Annotated in this window: 15 protein-coding genes; 7 read left to right on the forward strand and 8 right to left on the reverse strand. The window is 73.4% G+C overall.

From position 1 onward, the window contains the following. Positions 1 to 23: 23 nt before the first annotated feature. Together ACQEUU_RS14575 and ACQEUU_RS14580 are read right to left on the reverse strand one after the other, a co-directional pair. Positions 24 to 1031, reverse strand: coding sequence for an aldo/keto reductase (locus tag ACQEUU_RS14575; protein WP_433065633.1), 1008 nt, complete (start codon positions 1029 to 1031; stop codon positions 24 to 26). Between the two features lie 89 nt (positions 1032 to 1120). Continuing rightward, positions 1121 to 2572: an MDR family MFS transporter gene (locus ACQEUU_RS14580; RefSeq protein ID WP_433065635.1), complete on the reverse strand. Its 1452-nt coding sequence runs from the start codon at positions 2570 to 2572 to the stop codon at positions 1121 to 1123. A 231-nt stretch (positions 2573 to 2803) separates the two neighbouring features. On the opposite strand from ACQEUU_RS14580, the gene ACQEUU_RS14585 reads away from it, so the two are divergent. Continuing rightward, complete coding sequence (locus ACQEUU_RS14585) at positions 2804 to 3193, forward strand: hypothetical protein (RefSeq protein ID WP_433065638.1); 390 nt, start codon at positions 2804 to 2806, stop codon at positions 3191 to 3193. Here ACQEUU_RS14585 and ACQEUU_RS14590 read toward each other — a convergent pair. From ACQEUU_RS14590 to metX, 4 genes are all read right to left on the reverse strand, one after another. Next, positions 3183 to 3500 carry an STAS domain-containing protein gene (locus ACQEUU_RS14590; RefSeq protein WP_433065641.1) on the reverse strand — a complete coding sequence of 106 codons (318 nt, stop codon included), beginning with the start codon at positions 3498 to 3500 and terminating at the stop codon, positions 3183 to 3185. The two genes, ACQEUU_RS14585 and ACQEUU_RS14590, sit on opposite strands and share 11 nt — an antisense overlap. 385 nt (positions 3501 to 3885) lie before the next feature. Next, positions 3886 to 4368 carry a CoA-binding protein gene (locus ACQEUU_RS14595; RefSeq protein ID WP_433065644.1) on the reverse strand — a complete coding sequence of 161 codons (483 nt, stop codon included), beginning with the start codon at positions 4366 to 4368 and terminating at the stop codon, positions 3886 to 3888. Then, positions 4365 to 5702, reverse strand: coding sequence for an O-acetylhomoserine aminocarboxypropyltransferase/cysteine synthase family protein (locus ACQEUU_RS14600; protein ID WP_433065647.1), 1338 nt, complete (start codon positions 5700 to 5702; stop codon positions 4365 to 4367). The genes ACQEUU_RS14595 and ACQEUU_RS14600 overlap by 4 nt, the downstream gene beginning before the upstream one ends. Before the next feature lie 16 nt (positions 5703 to 5718). Next, the gene (gene metX, locus ACQEUU_RS14605; RefSeq protein WP_433065649.1) at positions 5719 to 6945 is read right to left on the reverse strand and encodes a homoserine O-acetyltransferase MetX; all 1227 of its coding nucleotides are present in this window, start codon (positions 6943 to 6945) and stop codon (positions 5719 to 5721) included. A gap of 77 nt (positions 6946 to 7022) precedes the next feature. On the opposite strand from metX, the gene ACQEUU_RS14610 reads away from it, so the two are divergent. The 5 genes from ACQEUU_RS14610 (at position 7023) to ACQEUU_RS14630 (ending at position 15313) form a co-directional block, all read left to right on the forward strand. Further along, positions 7023 to 7571, forward strand: a complete 549-nt coding sequence (locus ACQEUU_RS14610; protein ID WP_270153508.1) for an OsmC family protein — start codon at positions 7023 to 7025, stop codon at positions 7569 to 7571. A gap of 14 nt (positions 7572 to 7585) precedes the next feature. Beyond that, the gene (locus tag ACQEUU_RS14615; RefSeq protein ID WP_433071842.1) at positions 7586 to 8836 is read left to right on the forward strand and encodes an NAD(P)-binding domain-containing protein; all 1251 of its coding nucleotides are present in this window, start codon (positions 7586 to 7588) and stop codon (positions 8834 to 8836) included. Positions 8837 to 9009: 173 nt separating this feature from the next. Then, complete coding sequence (locus ACQEUU_RS14620; RefSeq protein ID WP_433065653.1) at positions 9010 to 9591, forward strand: hypothetical protein; 582 nt, start codon at positions 9010 to 9012, stop codon at positions 9589 to 9591. A 140-nt stretch (positions 9592 to 9731) separates the two neighbouring features. Continuing rightward, positions 9732 to 12734, forward strand: a complete 3003-nt coding sequence (locus tag ACQEUU_RS14625) for an FtsX-like permease family protein (protein ID WP_433065656.1) — start codon at positions 9732 to 9734, stop codon at positions 12732 to 12734. After that, on the forward strand, positions 12731 to 15313 hold the full coding sequence (locus ACQEUU_RS14630) for an FtsX-like permease family protein (RefSeq protein ID WP_433065659.1): 2583 nt from the start codon (positions 12731 to 12733) through the stop codon (positions 15311 to 15313). Before ACQEUU_RS14625 ends, ACQEUU_RS14630 begins: the two co-directional genes overlap by 4 nt. Before the next feature lie 22 nt (positions 15314 to 15335). Here the strand turns inward: ACQEUU_RS14630 and ACQEUU_RS14635 are convergent, their stop codons facing one another. Then, positions 15336 to 16772: a S28 family serine protease gene (locus ACQEUU_RS14635; protein ID WP_433065662.1), complete on the reverse strand. Its 1437-nt coding sequence runs from the start codon at positions 16770 to 16772 to the stop codon at positions 15336 to 15338. A 133-nt stretch (positions 16773 to 16905) separates the two neighbouring features. Continuing rightward, complete coding sequence (locus ACQEUU_RS14640) at positions 16906 to 17469, reverse strand: hypothetical protein (protein WP_433065665.1); 564 nt, start codon at positions 17467 to 17469, stop codon at positions 16906 to 16908. 228 nt (positions 17470 to 17697) lie between these two features. Between ACQEUU_RS14640 and ACQEUU_RS14645 the strand changes: the two genes are divergently transcribed. Next, on the forward strand, positions 17698 to 18939 hold the full coding sequence (locus ACQEUU_RS14645; protein ID WP_433065667.1) for a PP2C family protein-serine/threonine phosphatase: 1242 nt from the start codon (positions 17698 to 17700) through the stop codon (positions 18937 to 18939). Positions 18940 to 18967 lie beyond the last annotated feature (28 nt).

Here is an 18967-nt window from a genome sequence, read left to right on the forward strand (position 1 = left end):
CGGGGGCGGCGTCCGGGTCGTCGTCAGGCGCCCGCCGCGTCGAGGCGGGCGAGCTGGTCGGCGGTGAGCCGGACGTCCAGCGCGGGCAGCGCCGCCTCGAACTGTCCGAGCGTGCGCGGACCGATCAGCGGCACGACCGAAGGCGACGTCTGGTGCAGCAGCCACGCGAGCACCAAGGTGTTCGGCGTCACTCCCACCTCCGCGGCCACCTCGGCGACGGCGGCGAGCCGCGCCTCGGCGTCCGGCCCGGCGTACGGCTCCATCGCGCCGTGCCCCCGCCGCTTGGCCGCGTCGTCATAGACGCCCTTGAGTATCGGGGAGTACGCGACCAGCGTCAGGTCGTCGTGCGCCGCCAGGTAGTCGAGCTGCTCGTCGTCCACGATCGAGACGTGCCGCAGCCCGGCCCGGCGGCGCAGGTAGGAGTGCTGCTGCTGGAGCGCGACCGGGGCCGGCCAGCCGTTCGCCGCGCACAGCTGCCGGATGCGCTCCAGCCGCCAGGTCCGCGCGTTCGACCAGCCGATGTAGCGGGCCTTGCCCGCCCGCACGATGCCGGCCAGCGCCTCCAGCGTCTCCTCCAGAGGCGTGGCCCGGTCGTCGACGTGGACGTAGTACAGATCGACGTGGTCGGTGCCCAGCCGGCGCAGGCTGCCGTCGATCGAGTCCCGCAGGGTCTTCGCCCCGGCCCCGACGAACGTCCGGTAGGCCACCTCCCAGTCCGGCCGGCCGTCGGCCCAGACCGCGTCCAGGTCGCGCACGACGGCGCTGCCCTTGGTGGCCAGGAACACCCGGTCGCGCCGTCCGGTCCTGGCCAGCCAGCGGCCGATCAGCTCCTCGCTGTGGCCGCCGAGGCTGCCCCGCCGCTCCCACCAGGCGTAGCAGTCGGCGGTGTCCAGGAAGGCGCCGCCCGTCTCGGCGTAGCGGTCCAGGATGGCGAAGGATTCGTCCTCCGGGGTGACCGTACCCATGATCATGCAACCCAGGGCGAGTTGGCTGATCTGTTCGCCGGTACGGCCAAGCTGCACGGTCTTCACGTGAGTCGTTCCCTTCCTCGGCTCTCAGGTGCGTCGACGCGCACGCTAGGAGCTGGAGCGCGCTCCAGGTCAAGGCCGGGGTGGACTCGTCATGATTCGTGCCGATCGGCGGGGCCGGCGGCGCGGGACGGGAGGAGCAGCGCGGTGATCACCACGATCACGGACAGCGCCGCGCCGATGACGAAGGCCACCCGCATGCCGCCGAGGGTGGCGAGCACGTCGGTGGTCCCCGCCGATCTCAGCGCGTCGGCGCGCGCGCTCATCACGGTGATCATGAGCGCGGTGCCGAAGGCCGCGGCGACCTGCTGGAGCGTGCTCAGGATCGAGCTGCCGTGGGAGTAGAGCCGCGAGGGCACCGCGCCGAGCCCGAGGGTGAACACCGGGGTGAAGGTCGCCGCCAGGCTCACCGACAGCAGCGCGTGCAGGCCGAGGATCTGCCAGTAGGGCATGGTCATCGAGACCTGGGTGAAGCCCGCGAGCGCCAGCATGACCCCGATCGAGCCGGGGATGACGAGCACCCGGCCGCCGTAGTGGTCGAACAGGCGGCCGACGGCCGGGCCCAGCAGCCCCATCGCGAGGCCGCCCGGCATCACCAGCAGCCCGGTCTCCAGGGCGCTGAGCCCGCGGACGCTCTGCAGGTAGAGCGGCAGCAGGATCATCGAGCCGAGCATCGCCATGAAGGCCACGGCCATCATGATCAGCGCGACCGTGTAGGTGCGGTGGCGCAGGGTGCGCAGGTCCAGCAGCGGGACGCCGCGCTTCTGCAGCCGCAGCTGGCGGAGCACGAAGACGGCGATGGTGACCAGCCCGGCCGCCGTGATCGAGGCGGCGACGCGGGCGTCACCGCCCTCGAACCGGCTGAGGCCGTAGACCAGGCCGCCGAAGCCGGCCGCGGCGGTGACCACGCTGAACCAGTCGATGCCGCCGGCCTCGGGGGTGCCGACGTTCTCCAGCCGCTTCAGTCCCTGCCAGGTGATCAGGGCGGCGATGGGCAGCACCACGGCGAACAGCAGGCGCCAGGAGCCGAACTGGAGGATCACCCCGGAGACCGTCGGCCCCATCGCGGGCGCGACCGAGATGGCCAGGGTGACGTTGCCCATCACCCGGCCCCGGTCCTCCTGCGGCACGACCTGCATCAGCGTGGTCATCAGCAGGGGCATCATCACGGCGGTCCCGGACGCCTGGACGATGCGGGCGCCCAGGAGCACCTCGAACGACGGCGCGACGACGGCCAGGGCGGTGCCGGCCAGGAACAGGCCCATCGCGGTGGCGTAGGCGCGGCGGGTGGGCACCCGCTGCAGGAACCACCCCGTGATGGGGATCACCGCGGCCATGGTGAGCATGAAGGCGGTCGAGAGCCACTGCGCGGTCTGCTCGGTGATGTGCAACGCGGTCATCAACTGGGGGATCGCGTTGATCATGATCGTCTCGTTGAGAATGACCACGAACGTGGCGAGCACCAGCAGCCGGATCACCGGTGGTGTGCGTCCCCGGGCATGTGCCTCGGGTCTGGCGGGCGGGTCGAGCAGTCGGCTGGACATGGCACCTCGTGGGTCGTCTCGGGTCTTCGGGGGAACACGGCGAGGGCCGGAGCCCCGGCCCTCTTCCGCGCGAGAAGTCATCGTCATGGAAAGGATGACCGTCGCCACCGACAAATCTCGTCGGCCGCGCCCACGATGCGGCATCCCCCGCGTCATGTCACCCGGTTTTTCCGTCCCGTCGGCGACGTGAGGGCCGGTGTTCAGGGCGGGCGCCGAGGGTCGCGGGCGCCCTTGCCTCGGACGTTCGTGCGGCCGTTGCCGCTGGTCGAGTCCGTGGTCAGCGAGAGAGACGGAGAGAGCGATGAGCGCCTGCGCGACGGCCCGCCTGGAGACCATGGGCACGCCGACGTCCTGACGTCCCCGGAGCGCACCCGTACGGCGGCCTGTCCCCGGTCCGCGGAAGCGCCGTCGACCCGGGCGAGTGGCCGGGGGCCGTCGTCATCGCCGAGTCCGGCGACACGCGCCTGGTACGGCTCGCCCGCCTACCAGGAGATCCCGCCGCGCACCGGCCACATCGGCGGCGCGGCGACCCTGGTCGAGGGAATCGAACCCGGCCACGAAGCCGCCAGGCTCGCGGCCGGGCGCGAGGCGGCCCGGCCGTGGCGGCGCGTCACACCTTGACGGGGAAGTGGCCGTCGAGCCCGGTGATGCGCAGCAGTCTGGAGACGCGCGGCGGGACGCCGGTCAGGACGAGGGTGACGCCGCGGGCGCGGGCGCGGCTCTGCACGCTGATCAGCACGCTCAGCCCGTCGGCGCCGAAGAAGGTCACCTGGGACAGGTCCAGGACGAGCCGGCCGGTGCTGTAGCACAGGGCGTTGAGCAGTTGCTGCTGGAGCCGCGCCGCGGTGAGGATGTCGATGTCGCCCGACAGGTGGACGAGCGTCGAGGCGCCCGTGCCGCCGAGCGGGACGGTGTCCTTGGTGATCATCAGATCTCCTTGGGATGCTGGAACGGATGAGGCGCGTGCGGGCCGGTCCTTCGTCGTACCTCCTGCGGTCGTGTCGCGGGCGACGGGACGGAATGCGGACGTCGCCGGGCTTCGGCCGGTCGCGAAGCCGGATGTGATCACCGCTCGCCGGTCCGGCGGGAAGGCGGCGAGGCCCGGCCCGAGCGGCCGGGACGAGCGGTGCGAATGAAGAAAGAAGCGTCGGAACATGGTCGCCTGACCCCGTCCGGGCCCCGGTGGGCCGGTAGTGGTTCGCCGGGGGCGACGCAGACCTGGAGTCGACGCGCGAAAAGTCCTCGGTACCCTCAGCGTACCTCACGACCGGTCATCGGCATCTTGACCCGGAGCGCGGCGCGGGCGCGGCGGGCTACTGGAGCCCGCCGCGCACGGACGTGATGCGCTGGGTGTTGAAGCCGAGCCAGTGCATCCGGCCCACGTAGCGGGCGTGCTCCACCTTGACGCAGCGATCCATGATCACCGTCAGGCCGCCGTCCTCGGCGATCGCGGCGCCTTCCTCGTCGACCACGCCGAACTGGGTCCACAGGGCGCCCGCCCCGATCGACACGGCTTCCCGCGCGATGCCCGGCAGCGCGGACGGCGCGCGGAAGACGTTCACGAGGTCGACCGGCACGGGCACGTCGAGCAGGCTCGGGTAGCTGGTCTCGCCGAGGATCTCGGGCTCGCGGGGGTTCACCGGGATCACCCGGTAGCCGTGACGCCTGAGGTAGTAGCCGACGAAGTAGCTGGCCCGCAGCTCGTTGTTCGACAGGCCCACGACCGCGATCGTCCGGGTGGAGTGGAGCACGCGCTGGATCGTCAGCGGGTCCTGGTAGCGGTCGGGGACGTTCATGCCGTGGCCGCCTTCCCGCCCGTGGCGGCCGCGACCCGGGCGAAGCCCTGTTCCAGGTCCCAGATGAGGTCGTCGACGGATTCGAGGCCCACCGACAGCCGCACCGTGCCCGGTCCGACGCCGGCCGCCCGCAGTTCGTCGTCGCCGAGCTGGCGGTGGGTGGTGCTGGCCGGGTGGATGACCAGGCTCTTGGCGTCGCCGACGTTCGCCAGGTGGGACCAGAGCGTCAGGCCGCCGATGAGGCCCTGCCCGCCGGCCCGCCCGCCGGCGCAGTCGAAGGAGAACACCGCCCCGGCGCCGCGCGGCAGGTACTTGTCCGCCAGCGGCCGGTATCGGCTCTCCGGCAGGCCGGCGTACGTCACGCCGGACGCCAGCTCGTGCGCCTCCAGGAACGCCGCGACCGCCCGCGCGTTGGCGACGTGGCGGTCCATCCGCAGCGAGAGCGTCTCCAGCCCCTGCAGGAACAGGAAGGCGTTGAACGGCGAGAGCGCCGCGCCGAGGTCGCGCAGGGTCTCGGCGCGGAGCTTCATCAGATAGCCGTACATGCCGAACGTCTCGTGGAACCTCAGGCCGTGGTAGGCGGGCGACGGGTCCGCGATCACCGGGAAGCGCCCGTTGGACCAGTCGAACGTGCCGGCCTCGACGACGACGCCGCCGATGCTGGTGCCGTGGCCGCCGATGAACTTGGTCGCCGAGTGGATCACGATGTCGGCGCCCCACTCGATCGGGCGGCACAGGTACGGGGTCGCGAACGTGTTGTCGACGATCAGCGGCAGCTCGTGCTCGTGCGCGATGGCCGCCACGGTCTCGATGTCGAGCACGTTGCCCGCGGGGTTGCCGATCGTCTCGCCGAAGAACGCCTTGGTGCGGGGCGTGACCGCCTGCCGCCAGGCGTCGGGGTCGTCCGGGTCGACCCAGGTGAGTTCCACGTTCATCTTGCGCAGCAGGTGCTTGAGCTGGTTCACCGTCCCGCCGTAGAGCGCCGAGGACGACACCACGTGGTCGCCCGGCTCCAGCAGCGTGAACAGGGCGGCCGCCTGCGCGGCGATGCCGCTGGCGAACGCGACCGCGCCGCTGCCGCCTTCGAGGTTCGCCACCCGCTCCTCGAACACCGCGACGGTCGGGTTCATGATGCGCGAGTAGGTGTTGCCGTACTCCTGCAGGTTGAAGTAGGCCGCCGCGGATTCCGGGTCCTCGAAGACGTAGCTGGTCGTCTGGAAGATCGGCACCGCGCGGGCGCCGGTGTTGGGATCGGGCCGCTGCCCGGCGTGCAACTGCCGGGTGTCGAACCCGAACGCGCGGGCCTGCTCGGCACGGGGGAGATGGTCGGTCACGAAAGCCTCTTCCATGTCACGCGGCCAGGAACCGGCGGATGATGGGCGTCTGTCGCGCTTCCTCCAGCAGGAAGCAGTCATGACCGTACGGCGCGTCGATCACCTGGAGCTCGACCGGCTTGCCGAGGGCGCGCAGCGCCTGCTCGACCTCCCGCGACGCCGACGGCGGATAGAGCCAGTCGGAGCTGAAGGCGATCAGCAGCGTGCGCGCCGAGACGCCTTCGAGCGCCCGCGCGAGCGAGCCGCCGCCGTGCTGCCGCGCGAGGTCGAAGTAGGTCAGGGCGCGCGAGGTGTAGAGGTAGGTGTTGGCGTCGAAGCGCTTGACGAACGAGGCGGCCTGGTGGCGCAGGTAGCTCTCCACCTCGAACTCCGGCTCGGTGATCGTGTAGCGCAGGTCGTCGGCGAACTGCAGCCGCCGGCCGAACTTGTCGTCCAGCGCCGGCGCGGACAGATAGGTGATGTGGCCGACCATCCGCGCCACCCCCATCCCGGCGTCGGGCGCCTGGCCGGTGCCGTGGTAGCGGCCGCCCTGCCACGCCGGGTCGCGCATGATCGCGTCGCGGGCTATCGCGTTCCAGGCCACGCCCTGCGGGTGGAGCGCGTGCGTGCTGGCGATCGCCACCACGGCGTCGACCTGGTCGGGGAAGAGGATCGCCCACTCCAGCGCCTGCATCCCGCCGAGCGAGCCGCCGGCCACCGCCGCGAGCCGCTCGATGCCCAGGACGTCCAGGAACGCGCGCTGGGTCCGCACCATGTCCGCGACCGTGATCACCGGGAAGTCCGGCCCGTACGGCTCGCCCGTCGCGGGGTCGATCGACGACGGGCCCGTGGTCCCGCGGCAGCCGCCGAGCAGGTTGGTCGCGACGACGAAGAAGCGGTCGGTGTCGAACGCCTTGCCGGGACCGATCATGCCGTCCCACCAGCCGAGCCCCTGGCCGCGCCCGCCGTCGCGCTCCTCGGCGCCGAACCCGTCGCGCGCGCTCTCCGCGGCCGGCGCCTTCGACAGGCCGGCCGCGTGGGCGTCGCCGCTGAGCGCGTGGCACACCAGGATCACGTTGTCGCGCTCGGGGGCGAGCGTGCCGTAGGTCTCGTACGCGACGCGGACGGGGTGCAGCTCCCGGCCGCAGTCGAGCCGTACCGGCCGGGGGAGGTCGAGGTACCGCGTCTCCACGACGCCGACACTGCCGGCCGGGCCGGCCGGGCCGGCTGGGCTTGCGGGGATCGCCGGGGCTGGCTGGGACATGGGGCCCATGGTAGCCACCACGGCCTGTGTATGGTCAAATACCTATCGGTATTCCATGAAGCCGGAAGGGGTGCGACATGACCACCGCCGCCAACGGAGTGAACGTACAGGCGCTGCTGGACGCGCGCGAGGCGCTCAAGGGCTCGCCCGAGGCCGCGCAGTTCGTGTGGCGGGCGACCACCAAGTGGCGCAACGGCGTCCACAGCACCACGACGGTCAAGGAGTACTTCGGCCTCGGCCAGGAGCAGAGCCACAAGACCGAGACGGTGTTCGACGCCGACCACCCCGAGGTGTTCGCGGCCGAGGACAACGGCATCACGCCGATCGAGTACCTCCTCGTCGGCCTGGCGAGCTGCCTGACCGCGGGCGTGGCGTCCGTCGCGCAGAACCGCGGCATCCAGCTCCGCTCCGTCGAGGCGACGCTGGAGGGCGCCCACGACATCCGCGGCATCCTCGGCGCCGACAGTGACGTGCGCAACGGCTTCAACGGCATCAAGGTGACCTTCACCATCGACGCCGACGCCTCGAAGCAGGAGATCGAGGCCCTGGTGGCGCAGTCCCAGAAGCGCTCCGCCGTGTTCGACGCCCTCACCAACCCGACGGACGTCACCGTCGAGGTCGCCTGAGAGGCCGGACGATCATCGAGCGCTTCACCGCAGTCGTCGTCGGAGCGGGGCACGCGGGCCTCGCCGCGAGCCACTTCCTCACGGAACGGTCCATCGACCACGTCGTGCTCGAACGCGGCGAGGTGGCCAACTCCTGGCGGCGCGAACGCTGGGACTCCTTCCGGCTGCTGACCCCCAACTGGCAGACCCGCCTGCCGGGCCTGTCCTACGAGGGCCAGGACCCCGACGGCTACATGACCATGGACGAGGTCACCGGCTTCGTCGAGCGCTTCGCCGCCGTCTCGCGCGCGCCCGTCAGGACCCGTACCGAGGTCACGTCCGTACGGCCCGCGGCCGGCGGCTACCACGTGACGACGAGCGGCGGCGAGATCGGCTGCCGGACGGTGGTCATCGCGAGCGGGGCGTGCAACCGGCCGGTGGTGCCGCCGTTCCACGAGGCGGTGCCCTCGTCCGTCGAGCAGCTCACGCCGTTCGGCTACCGCGAACCCGGTCAGCTCCCCGACGGCGGCGTGCTCGTCGTCGGGGCGTCCGCGACCGGCGTCCAGCTGGCCGCCGAGCTGCGGCGGTCGGGCCGGCCGGTGATCCTCTCGGTGGGGGAGCACGTGCGGCTGCCGCGCACCTACCGGGGCCGCGACGTGCTGTGGTGGATGGACGCCTCGGGTGTGTGGGACCAGCGCTACGACGAGGTCGAGGACCTGACGCGGGCCCGGCGGCTGCCCTCCCCCCAGCTCGTCGGCACCCCGGAGCGCACGACCCTCGATCTCAACGCGCTCACCGCCATGGGCGTCGAGCTCGTGGGCCGGTGGGCGGCCGTCCGCGACGGCCGGGCGCTGTTCTCCGGCGGCCTGCGCAACGTCTTCTCGCTCGCGGACCTCAAGATGGAACGCCTGCTCGGCACGTTCGACGAGTGGGCCGGGGCGACCGGCCGCGACGCCGAGGTGGGCCCGCCCGAGCGGTTCGCGCCGACCGCCGTGCCCGCGTCGGCGCGGCTCCAGCTCGACCTGCGCGGCGGGGAGATCCGCTCGATCGTGTGGGCGACGGGGTTCCGTCCCGACTACGGGTGGCTCGACGTGCCCGTGGTCGACGAGAAGGGCCGGCTGCGCCATGACGGCGGCGTGGTGGACGGCCCGGGGATGTACGCGCTGGGGCTGCCGGTGCTGCGGCGGCGCAGGTCCACGTTCATCCACGGCATCGAGTCCGACGCCCGCGAGGTGATCGACCATCTCGCGCGATATGTGGCTCAAGGCAGTAATATCCGGAAATAACGAGTGTGCCGGGCCGGGCGGCCCCATCTCCGCACACCCTCATTTACATGCCGCTCACCCCCGGAAATGGGTGTCACCCCTGATGGCGCCCCGGTGAAGTCCCCGTCAGACTGGTAAGTGGATGGACCAGATGACGGTTCTCCGCACCGACGAATGTCGATGGGGATGAGGACATGTTCGCCCTGGGCGGTCAGACGGCCTCCACCTGGCAGGCGCTCACCACGGTGGAGCCCGGAGTGTGGGTCGTCGCGGGCCTCCTGCCGGCGGCCCTGATCGGCTCGCGGACGCTGCGCGTCGTCGGCGAGGACGAGCGGCTCGCGGGCCTGGACCTGTTCGGCAGGGAGGCGGTCACCCGTGACGGCGTCAGCGTGCGGGTGCGGGCCGGGGCCATGGCGGTCGTGGACGACCCAGCCCCGGGGCCCGCCCGGCGACCGCGCCCGCCTAGAAGCCCCCGCCACCGGCCCGACGTGAAAGGAGAAACCGTGAAACTCACGCACCACACCGTCCCCGGCACCGGCACCGTGCACCACGGCGACACCGTGCGAGGTGAGCACCTCGCCGTCATCGTCACGGAGACGGGACGCACCCTCCTGCTCTACGACCAGGCCGACCCCGACACCCCGGCGCACACCCTGCGGCTCGACCAGCGGGAGGCCGACCAGCTGGCCGACCTGCTGCACAGCCGCCCCGCCGCCGACCGGCTGGCCGAGGTGGAGCGGCGCCTGGCCGCCGTCGAGCAACGCCTGGCCGCCTGATGCCCCCGGCCAGGGGCGCCGCCCCTTGTCACGGTTCCGGCATCACACGCGCATATCAGATGCGTCACCGTTGCGGCGATCACCCTTGCACGCCACCGCGCCGCTCCCCGAAAGTCGGGGCGACGGGGTGAGGGGGATGGATGCGCGTGCCGCTGGTCGTCGTGCGGGCGTTCAGCGAGCCGCTGCTCCTCCTGGCCGCGTTCGGGTCGATCCTCCTCGCGACCACCACGCTCGTGGCGCTGACGATGTACGTCTCCTCCATCGGGGACGCCGGCGTCCGCCGGGTGCTGGAGACGGCCCCGTACCGCGAGACCACCACCACGGTCAGCGCACTGGTCAACGCCGAGACCTTCCAGCGGTACGACCGCGCCGTGCGCGACGATCTCACCGCGGTCCACACCGCGCTCCCCGCCCTCACCACCAGCCTGCGCTCCGACTCGTACGTCATGCCGGGCCAGGACGGCGAGAAGCAGCCCGAGCTGCTCAGGTTCGCCAGCCACGACGGGCTCGACCGGCACGGCCGGCTGGTCTCGGGCCGATGGCCCGAGACCGGAGGAACCGTCGTCGAGGCGGTGATCTCGCAGCCGGTGGCCTCGGCCACCGGGTTCGAACCCGGGCGCGAGTTCGTCACCGAGGGGCGGCTCGACCGCCGCCCGGTCACGGTGCGCGTCGTCGGCGTCTTCCTGCTCGACGACCCCGCGCACGGGCGCTGGGCGGGGGAGGAGCTGCTGAGCAGGGGCGTCGAGCACGGCGACTACACCACGTACGGCCCGCTGATCGTGGCCGAGGAGACGTTCCTCGCGCGCTTCGCCACCAACGTGCGGGCCACCTGGACGGCGGAGCCGGACTTCGGCGCGCTGACGGTCGAGCGGCTGCGCCCCCTGGCGGCGGAGATCGAGCGCACCCGCGAACGGCTGGCGGCGGCCGGTTGCGTGAACTGCCTGACCGCCGGCGGCCTGCCGGGCCTGCTCACCCAGCTCGCCACCGCGTCCCTGGTGGCCCGATCGACCATGCTGATCCCGGTGCTGCAGGTGCTGACGCTGGCCGCGTACGCGCTGATTCTGACCGCGCGGCTGCTCGCCGACCACCGCCGCATGGAGGTGGCGCTGCTGCGCTCGCGCGGGGCGGGCACGGTGCGCCTGACGGCGCTGGCGGCGGGTGAGGCGCTGCTGGTCGCGGTCCCGTGCGCGGTCGTCGCGCCGTTCCTCGGCCCGCCGCTGCTCGCGCTGGTCCATCAGCTGCCGTGGATCAGGACCTCAGGGGTGAGCCTCGCGCCGCCGGTCGATCCCGGCGCCTTCCTCGTGTCGTCCGGCGTGGCCCTGGGCGCCGCCGCGCTCTTGGCCCTGCCGTCCCTGGCGGGCACGCGGCGCACGTACGTGGAGGAGCAGTCGGCGCGCGGCCGCGGGGTGCGCGGGCTGATCGAGAAGGCGGGCGCGGACCTGGCGCTGCTGGCGGTGGCCGCGCTGGCGGTCTGGCAGCTGCGGCGCTATGGCGCGCCGGTCACCGCGACGGCGGCGGGCGGGCTCGGCATCGACCCGCTCATCGTCTCCGGCCCGGCGCTGGCCCTGCTCGCAGGCGGCATGCTGGGCGTGCGGCTGGTGCCGCGGGTGTCGCGGCTGGCCGAGCGGCTGACGGCCCGGAGGCCCACGCTCGCCCCCGCGCTGGGAACCTGGCAGGTCAGCAGGCGGCCGCTCACGTACGCGGGCCCCGCGCTGCTGCTCACCATGGCCGTCGCCATCGGCATCCTGTCCATGGCCACCGTCTCCACCTGGCGGGCCTCGCAGCTCGACCAGGCCGCCCACCAGGCGGGCGCCGACCTGCGCCTGTCCGGGCCGTCCGCCGGGTCGGAGCTGGGGGTGCTCGGACGGGGCACGGCGTTCACCGCGCTGCCCGGCGTCACCGCGGCCTCCCCGGGGCTGCGCCGGCAGACGGAGGTGAACGGCGAGCCCGCGCTGCTGCTCGGGCTCGACGCCGGCGCGCTCGGCGAACTGTTCGACCTGCGTCCCGACCTGTCGGCACAGCCGGTCGCGCGGCTGGCGCGGGCGCTGCCCGGCGACCTGGCGGGCAGGCTGGACCTGCCCGGACGGCCGGGCACGCTCACCGTGCGGGTCGAGGCCCCGGCTCCCGCTCCGGCGCGGCTGGTGCTGTCGGACGCCCTGGGCGTGTGGATCGATCTGCCGCTCGGCGGGCTGCGGGCGGGCGGGAACCGGATCGAGCTCGACCTGGCGGCGGCGGCCGGGCGGGCCGGGAAGATCACGTACCCGCTGGCGGTGCGCGGCCTGGTCGCGGATCCGGCCGCCGGGCTGAGGCTGGCCGGGCTGAGCGCGGACGGAAGGGACGTGCCGGTGCCCCCGGCCTTCGTGTCGCCGCGGGAGCCCGGACCGCTGCCCGTCGTGCTCACCGCCGGTCTGGCCGCCTCGCTCAAGCTGGAGGCGGGGCAGACCGGCCCCGCCACCGTCGCCGGCCGGGTCGTGCCGGTCACCGTGGCCGGCGTGGTGGCGAGCATGCCGACGAGCGCCCCCGGCCAGCAGGCGCTGCTCGCCGACTGGGAGACGTTGCAGGCCCGCGAACTGGCCGCGGCGCAGCCGCCCCTGCCGGCGGCCGAATGGTGGCTCGCCGTCCGCGACACCGCGCCGGCCAGGGAGATCCTGCGCGCGAACCCCCAATGGGACGTGACCGTGACCGACCGGCGGGAGCTGACCGCGAAGCTGCGGGACGACCCGCTGGCCGGCGGGCTGCAGGGGGCGCTGATCCTGGGCTTCGCCGGGGCGCTGGGCTTCGCGCTGCTCGGGTTCCTGGCGAACGCCGTGGTCGCGGCGCGGCAACGCGGGGCCGAGTTCGCCGTCCTTCGGGCACTCGGCGCCGGCCCCCGCCAGTTGTTCGGGCTGCTGGTGACGGAGCAGGCCTTCGTCGTCGGGCTGTCGCTGGCGACCGGCACCGGGCTCGCCGTGGCCGTCGGGAACCTGGTCGTCCCGAACCTCGTCCTGACCGGGCAGGCGTCGGCGGTCACGCCCGGCGTGCTGCTGCACATCCCGCCGGCGGCGACTGCCGCGATGCTGGCGCTGGTCGCGGGGATGCTGCTGGCGATCGTCGCCGGGCTGGCATGGCGCCTGCGGCGCGCGCGGACCCTGGAGGAGCGGTGAGGATCCCCCTGGGCGCCCGGGCGCACGCCGGCACGTCGGTCCTGCTCGCCGTGCTGACCGTGGCCGCCTGCCTGCTCGTCTCGGGGCTTCCCCGTACCACGCAGGCGTCCTTCGACGAGGCGCTGCGCCGGGCGCTGGCCGCGGCCCCCGCCGTCGAGACCGACCTGACGGTGGTCGGGGAGGTGGCCGTGCGGGAGGGGGAGCTGCGCGAGCGCGCGCGGTTCGAGGCCGCGGACCGGCGCTGGCGCGGGTTCCTGCCGGCGACGCTGCGTCCCCTGATCCGGCCCGACGGTCACATGAGCGCCAAGACCGTCCGCACCCCCGTGACCGGCTCCAGCGGCACCACGTTCGTCAACCTCGGCTGGCTGTCCGACGCCGACCGCCGGGTGGACTGGGTGGCGGGCCGCCGGCCCGGCGCGCCGTCCACCACCAGCGTCGCGGGCACGACCGTCCCGGTGATCGAGGTGGGCGTCGCCGAGGAGGCCACGCGCACGATGGGCCTGCGGGTCGGCCAGACCCGGGCGCTGGGCGACAGCACGCACACCGTGGTGCGGATCGTCGGCGTCTTCAGGGCCGTGGACCCGGGCGACCGCGCGTGGAGCCACGACCAGGACATCCTGCACGTCGGCCACGTCGTGTCCCAGCTCGGGGCGGAGGAGTTCCACACCACGACGCTGATGTCCGACGAGGGACTGGCCGGGCTCAGAAGCATCGGGCGCAACCTGACCTACCGCTGGATCCTGCCCCTCGACGAACGGGCCGTGAGCGCGCAGGACGTGCAGGACGTCAGCGCGGCCGTCGCCGAGTTCAGGCGGTGGCCGGCGTTCGAGAGGACCGGCACCACCAGCTACCGCGTGATCACCGGGCTTTCCCCGCTGCTCGGCGACTTCCAGGGCGCGCTGTCGGCCGCGCAGACGGTGATGTACCTGACGCTCGGCGGGCTGCTCGCGGTCGCGCTCGGCGTGATCGCGCTGGGCGTGCGGCTGCTGACCGACCGGATGGCGGACACCCTGGCCGTGGCACGGGCGCGCGGCGGGTCGCTGCGGCAGGTGGCCGCCGCGGGGGCCGCGCTGACCGCGCTCGCGGTCGGGCCGGCCGCTCTGGCCGGGTACGCGCTGGCGTTCCTCCTGCCCGGTCCCGCGCCGCCGGTCGTCCATGCCGGGCCGGCACTGGTGGTCGTGGTCGCCGTGGCCTACGCCGTGACGCGGGTGGTGCTCGCCCACCGCACGCCGCTGCCGGAGCGCCGTGACGACGTGGTGGCCGCCCGGCCGTCCGCACGGCGGCTGACGTCGGAGGCGCTGGCCGTCGTGCTCGCGCTGGCCGGGGTGTACCTGCTGCGGACCCGGGGGCTGTCCGGCGACGCGCGGCAGGACCCGTTCCTGCTGCTGATCCCCGTCCTGCTCACGGTCGCGGCCGCGCTGGTCACCATGCGCTGCTACCCGTACCCGCTGCGGCTGCTCGTCCGGCTGTCCCGGAGCGGCCGGGCGGCCGTGCCGTTCCTGGGACTGACCAGGGCGGCCAGGGCGCGCTCCACCGGCGCGCTGCCGGTGCTGATCCTGCTGCCCGCGCTGAGCGTGTCGGTGTTCGCCGCGACGATCGCGGAAGGGATCGCCGCCACGCAGCTGGCCGCCTCCTGGCAGAAGGTGGGCGCGCCGATCAAGCTGACGTCGGACGTGGACATCCCCGCCGACGCCATCGCCCGGGTACGCGACGCCGCCGGGGTCGAGCAGGTGGCGCTCGCGCTCACGGGACGGGCGCAGATCACGGCGACGGGGGAGCGGCCCCTGGCCATCGCGGTGGAGCTGGAGGAGTGGCGGCGGGTGGTCGGCGACGCGCCCGTCGAGCTGCCCACGCTGTCGGGGAGCGCCTCCGCGCTGCTATCGCCCGGCCTGGGCGGGCGGGGCACCTTCGAGATCATGTGGCTCGCTCCGGCGGAGCTGACCACGCAGGGCCTGATCGACTCGCTGCCGGGGTTCGACCCCGGCGGGCAGTTCCTCCTCGTGCCCCGGGAGGTGCTGCCCTGGCCCGCCGCGAACACCCTGCTGATCAAGGGTGACGCCGCGCCCGCCGACCTGGCGCGGCTGGTCCCGTCGGCCACAGTGGAGACCCAGGAGCGGGCCCTGGCCGCCATCCGGGCCGACCCGCTCACCGGCACCGTCCGCACGACGCTGCTCGTGGTGACGGTGGCGCTCGGCCTGTACGCGCTGGTCGCGATCGCCCTGTCGCTGGTCGTCGGGGCGCCCGAGCGGGCCAGGGCGGTCTCGCTGCTGCGCACGCTCGGGCTGTCCGACCGGCAGGCCGTACGGCTGACCCTGCTGGAGTCGCTGCCCCTGACCGTCATCACGGCGCTGGCGGGCCTGGCCCTGGGCCTGGGGCTGCCCGCCGCTCTGGGGCCGGGCGTGGACATGTCCTCCTACGCCGGCGGCCTGCCCGTCGGCGACTTCCCGCCGGGCCCGCTCACGCCGCTGGCGCTGACTGCCGGGCTGGTCCTGTGCGCGCTGGCCTGCGCGCACGCCCACCATGCCGCCGTCCGCCGGCGCGACCTCGGCGCCGTCCTGCGGGTGGGGGACCGGACCTGAACCCGGCCCCCACCTCGCGGGGTCAGCGGGTGCGGCGGCCGGGGAGCATGTCGTCGTCCGGGATGTCGGCCGCGACACGCTGGGTCGCCTGGGCGCCCGCCACCCCGGCCCAGCGGAGCAGGGTCGCGGTGGCCGCCTGGCGGTCGGCCTCCGGCAGGCGGGAGATGTTCGCCCCGTGGTTGGCGCCCGGCGCGACGTACAGGTAGGAGTCGTCAGCGCTGGGCGTGAACCGCTCCGCGCTCCACGGGTCGTTCTCACCGTAGACGAACATCATCCGGCTCGACTGCTTGCGCACCCAGTGGTCGACGTCCAGCATCGGACGCGGGTCGTGGTGGGAGCGCAGCTCCGCGGGGATGACCGAGTTGGGCTGGTAGAGCCCGGGGTAACGGATCAGGCCGCGCAGGTGGCCGAACTTCAGCGAGGGCCAGCCGAGCTGGGTGGCGGCCTGGTAGTAGTACGGGACGTAGTAGGCGATGCCCTGGTCGGTGTAGAACGAGAAGCCGGCGACCGTGTCGATCCAGTCGTAGATCTCGTCGTCGGTGGCCGTGGCGGGCGGCACGCTCGCGCACTGGCTCACGTCGGAGTACTGCCAGAAGGCCCATACCGCGTCCAGCACGGTCATCTCGAACGACCGGTCGGCGCTGCCGAGAGACTGGGTGAAGGTGTAGCCGTTGCGCGCGGCCTCGTCCTCGAATCTGGCCACCAGCCTGTCGCGCCGCTTGAGTGCCTCCTTCTGGACGCCCTCCAGCGCGGCCCGGCAGTCGGCGTCACCCACCTGCTCGAAGAACTCGTCGTAGGCGCGGTCGGCCGGGTTGACCCGGTCGTTCGGCGCGACGTAGGCGACCACGCCGTCCACGTCGCCGGGGTAGAAGCGGCGGTGGTAGACGGAGGTCATGCCGCCCTTGCTGGCGCCGGTCTGGATCCACTTGCCGCTGTAGACGGTCTTGAGCGCCTGGACGATGCGGTGCTCGTCGCTGGCCTCCTGCCAGATGTCGAGCTTGCTCCAGTCGGCCGGGTCCGGCCGCGAGGTGCGGAAGAACCGGTGCTCGACCGAGACCTGGTTGGCGCCGAGCAGCCGGGTCGGCTCGGTCTGGGAGGCGGTCGGGTTGACGGGCAGGCCGTAGCCGCCGGTGTAGAGCACCACGGGGGCGTCGTCGGACCGGTGCAGCAGGGTGAAGCGCTGCTGGAACGTGCCCTTGTGGGGGCGGCGGTGGTCCACCGGCTGGGCGAGGGTGAGGACGAAGAAGCGCAGGCCGCTCGGCCGGGTCTCGGAGACGACGGTCAGGCCGGGGATGGCGGTGAGCTTGTCCAGCAACGGGTCGGCGGTGGTCGTGGTGGTCGTGGCGGCCGCGGGTGCCGCCGTGGCGGTCGCGGCGGCCGAGGCCGGCTGGGAGATCACGCCGGTGGCGATCAGGGCGAGGGCGAGGGCGGCGGGTGCCAGCCGGGTGCGGGGGGGCATGCTTCTCCTGATGATGCTGGATGATCGAAATGCGAGCCAGACGTCCTACTTATACCGATTTGCCGGTTGAGGTGCGACCCTCACCCGCGCCACGTCCGCCCCGCGCACGCTCACCCGCGCCACGTCCCCGCTGTCAGCCCCACAGGGCCAGCACCACGAGGCCCAGCCCCAGCACCAGGTCGAGGACCAGGCAGAACTCGGCCATCGACACCGCCACCACCTGCTTGGCCCGCAGCACCACCAGATCATGCGCGGCGTGCCCGATCAGCGCCGCCGCGACCAGCAGACCGCCGGCCTGCGCGGGCAGGGACAACGCCAGCACGGCCGCCCCGCCGAAGACCGCCATGGCCGGCACCTGCAGCGCGATCAGGGCCGGCTTGCGCGGCAGGCCCCCCGCCAGCCCGAGCAGGATCAGGGTGACCGCGCCGCCGACCAGCCCCGGCCAGGGCTCGACCGGGAGCAGGTTCAGCACCGGCCACACCACCAGGGAGACGACGAACAGCACCCAGGCCGAGCCCGGCCTGTCGAGCACGGCCGCGGCCAGATAGATGAACGCGGCCGCGAAGACGACGAACGCCGACCCGCGGCCGTCACCCCCGCCCGCGAGGCCCACGGCGGCGAAGACGAGCCCGAGCAGGGTCGGCCAGCGATGGACGACGGACGGCAGCGGGCGGGGGAGCGTCGGCTTCTCGATCATGCGGCCAAGACTCCCCGGACCGGCCGCCGGCGTCCCATCCCGTACGTCCCCGTTGTCCGAAAACTTGGTGATCCGGTCTTTTCGGCCAGCACTCCGATCCGGGCCCGCCACGGCGCCGCTCGCCCGTACGCTTCGCGGGAGCGTTCCTTGTCACACCGGTGCGGAGCCGGGACGGCCCGGATGACCGTCTACGGTGGGTGGCGTGTAATTCTCGGGAAGGCGTGCGTGGTGACGAGCGATGACGACGGGATGCTGGGTGGCCTGCTGGGTGGCCTGCTGGAGGTCAACCATCTGTCCGTGATGGAGGACCTTCCGGCCCGGATCGCCGAGCACGCGCGGCGGGCGGGCTTCGCGCAGACCGTCGTCTACGTCACCGACCTTCAGCAGCAGCACCTCGTACCCCTGCCCGGACAGTGTGACGCGCACGGTGATCCGCCGAAGCTGATCCGGATCGACGGCACCGTGCCGGGGCGCGCCTTCCGCGACGTGGAGATCGTCCGCGCCCGGCGCGCGAGCGGCCCGGTGGCGGAGGAGGGGACGCGGCGATGGTGGGTGCCGTTGCTGGACGGCACCGAGCGGGTGGGGGTGCTCGGCGTGGACGTGCCGCTTGGCACGCGGGCCGCCGAGCCGCTCGCCGGCCGGCTGGCGGCCCTGGCGTCCCTGGTGGCGCTGCTGGTGGTCAGCAAGCGTCCGCACAGCGACTCCCACGCCCGGGCGGTACGGGTCCGGCCGATGAGCCTGTCGGCCGAGGTGCTGTGGAACCTGCTTCCGCCGGGGACCTTCGCCAACGACAGGGTGGTGGTCAGCGCCGCGCTGGAGCCCGCCTACGAGGTGGGCGGCGACGCCTACGACTTCGCCGTCGACGGCGACATCCTGCACGTGTCGATCTTCGACGCGATGGGACACGACACCTCCGCCGGGCTGACCGCCACCATCGCCGTGGGCGCCTGCCGCAACAGCCGCCGCAAGGGCGAGGGCCTGCCCGCGACGAGCGAGGCCATCGACGCGGCGATCGCCGATCACTTCACCGGGCGGTTCGTCACCGGCATCCTGGCCGCTCTCGATCTGCGGACGGGCCGGTTGACCTGGGTCAACCGAGGACACCCCCCGCCGCTGCTGATCCGCGACGGCCGGCGGGTCACCGCCCTGGACAGCAGACCCGACCCGCCGATGGGGATCGGGCTGCCGATCGGCACCGGCCTCCTGAGCCACCGGCTCGAACCGGGGGACCGGCTGCTCTTCTACACCGACGGCGTCGTCGAGGCGCCGAGCCCGGACGGGGAGGCCTTCGGGCTGGAGCGCTTCATCGATTTCGTGGTCCGCCGCGAGGCGGACGGCGTGTCGGCCCCGGAGACGCTGCGCCGGCTGATCCAGAACCTCCTCGAATACCATCGCGGGCTGCTCCAGGACGACGCCACCGTGCTGACGGTCGAGTGGTGCGGCCAGCGGCACCGGATCCTCACCCTGTGACCCCCTGGCGGACGACATTTGGAGTGGA

Origin of the sequence: Nonomuraea sp. CA-218870, from assembly GCF_050936535.1 — a bacterium.
GTDB classification, from domain to species: domain Bacteria; phylum Actinomycetota; class Actinomycetes; order Streptosporangiales; family Streptosporangiaceae; genus Nonomuraea; species Nonomuraea corallina.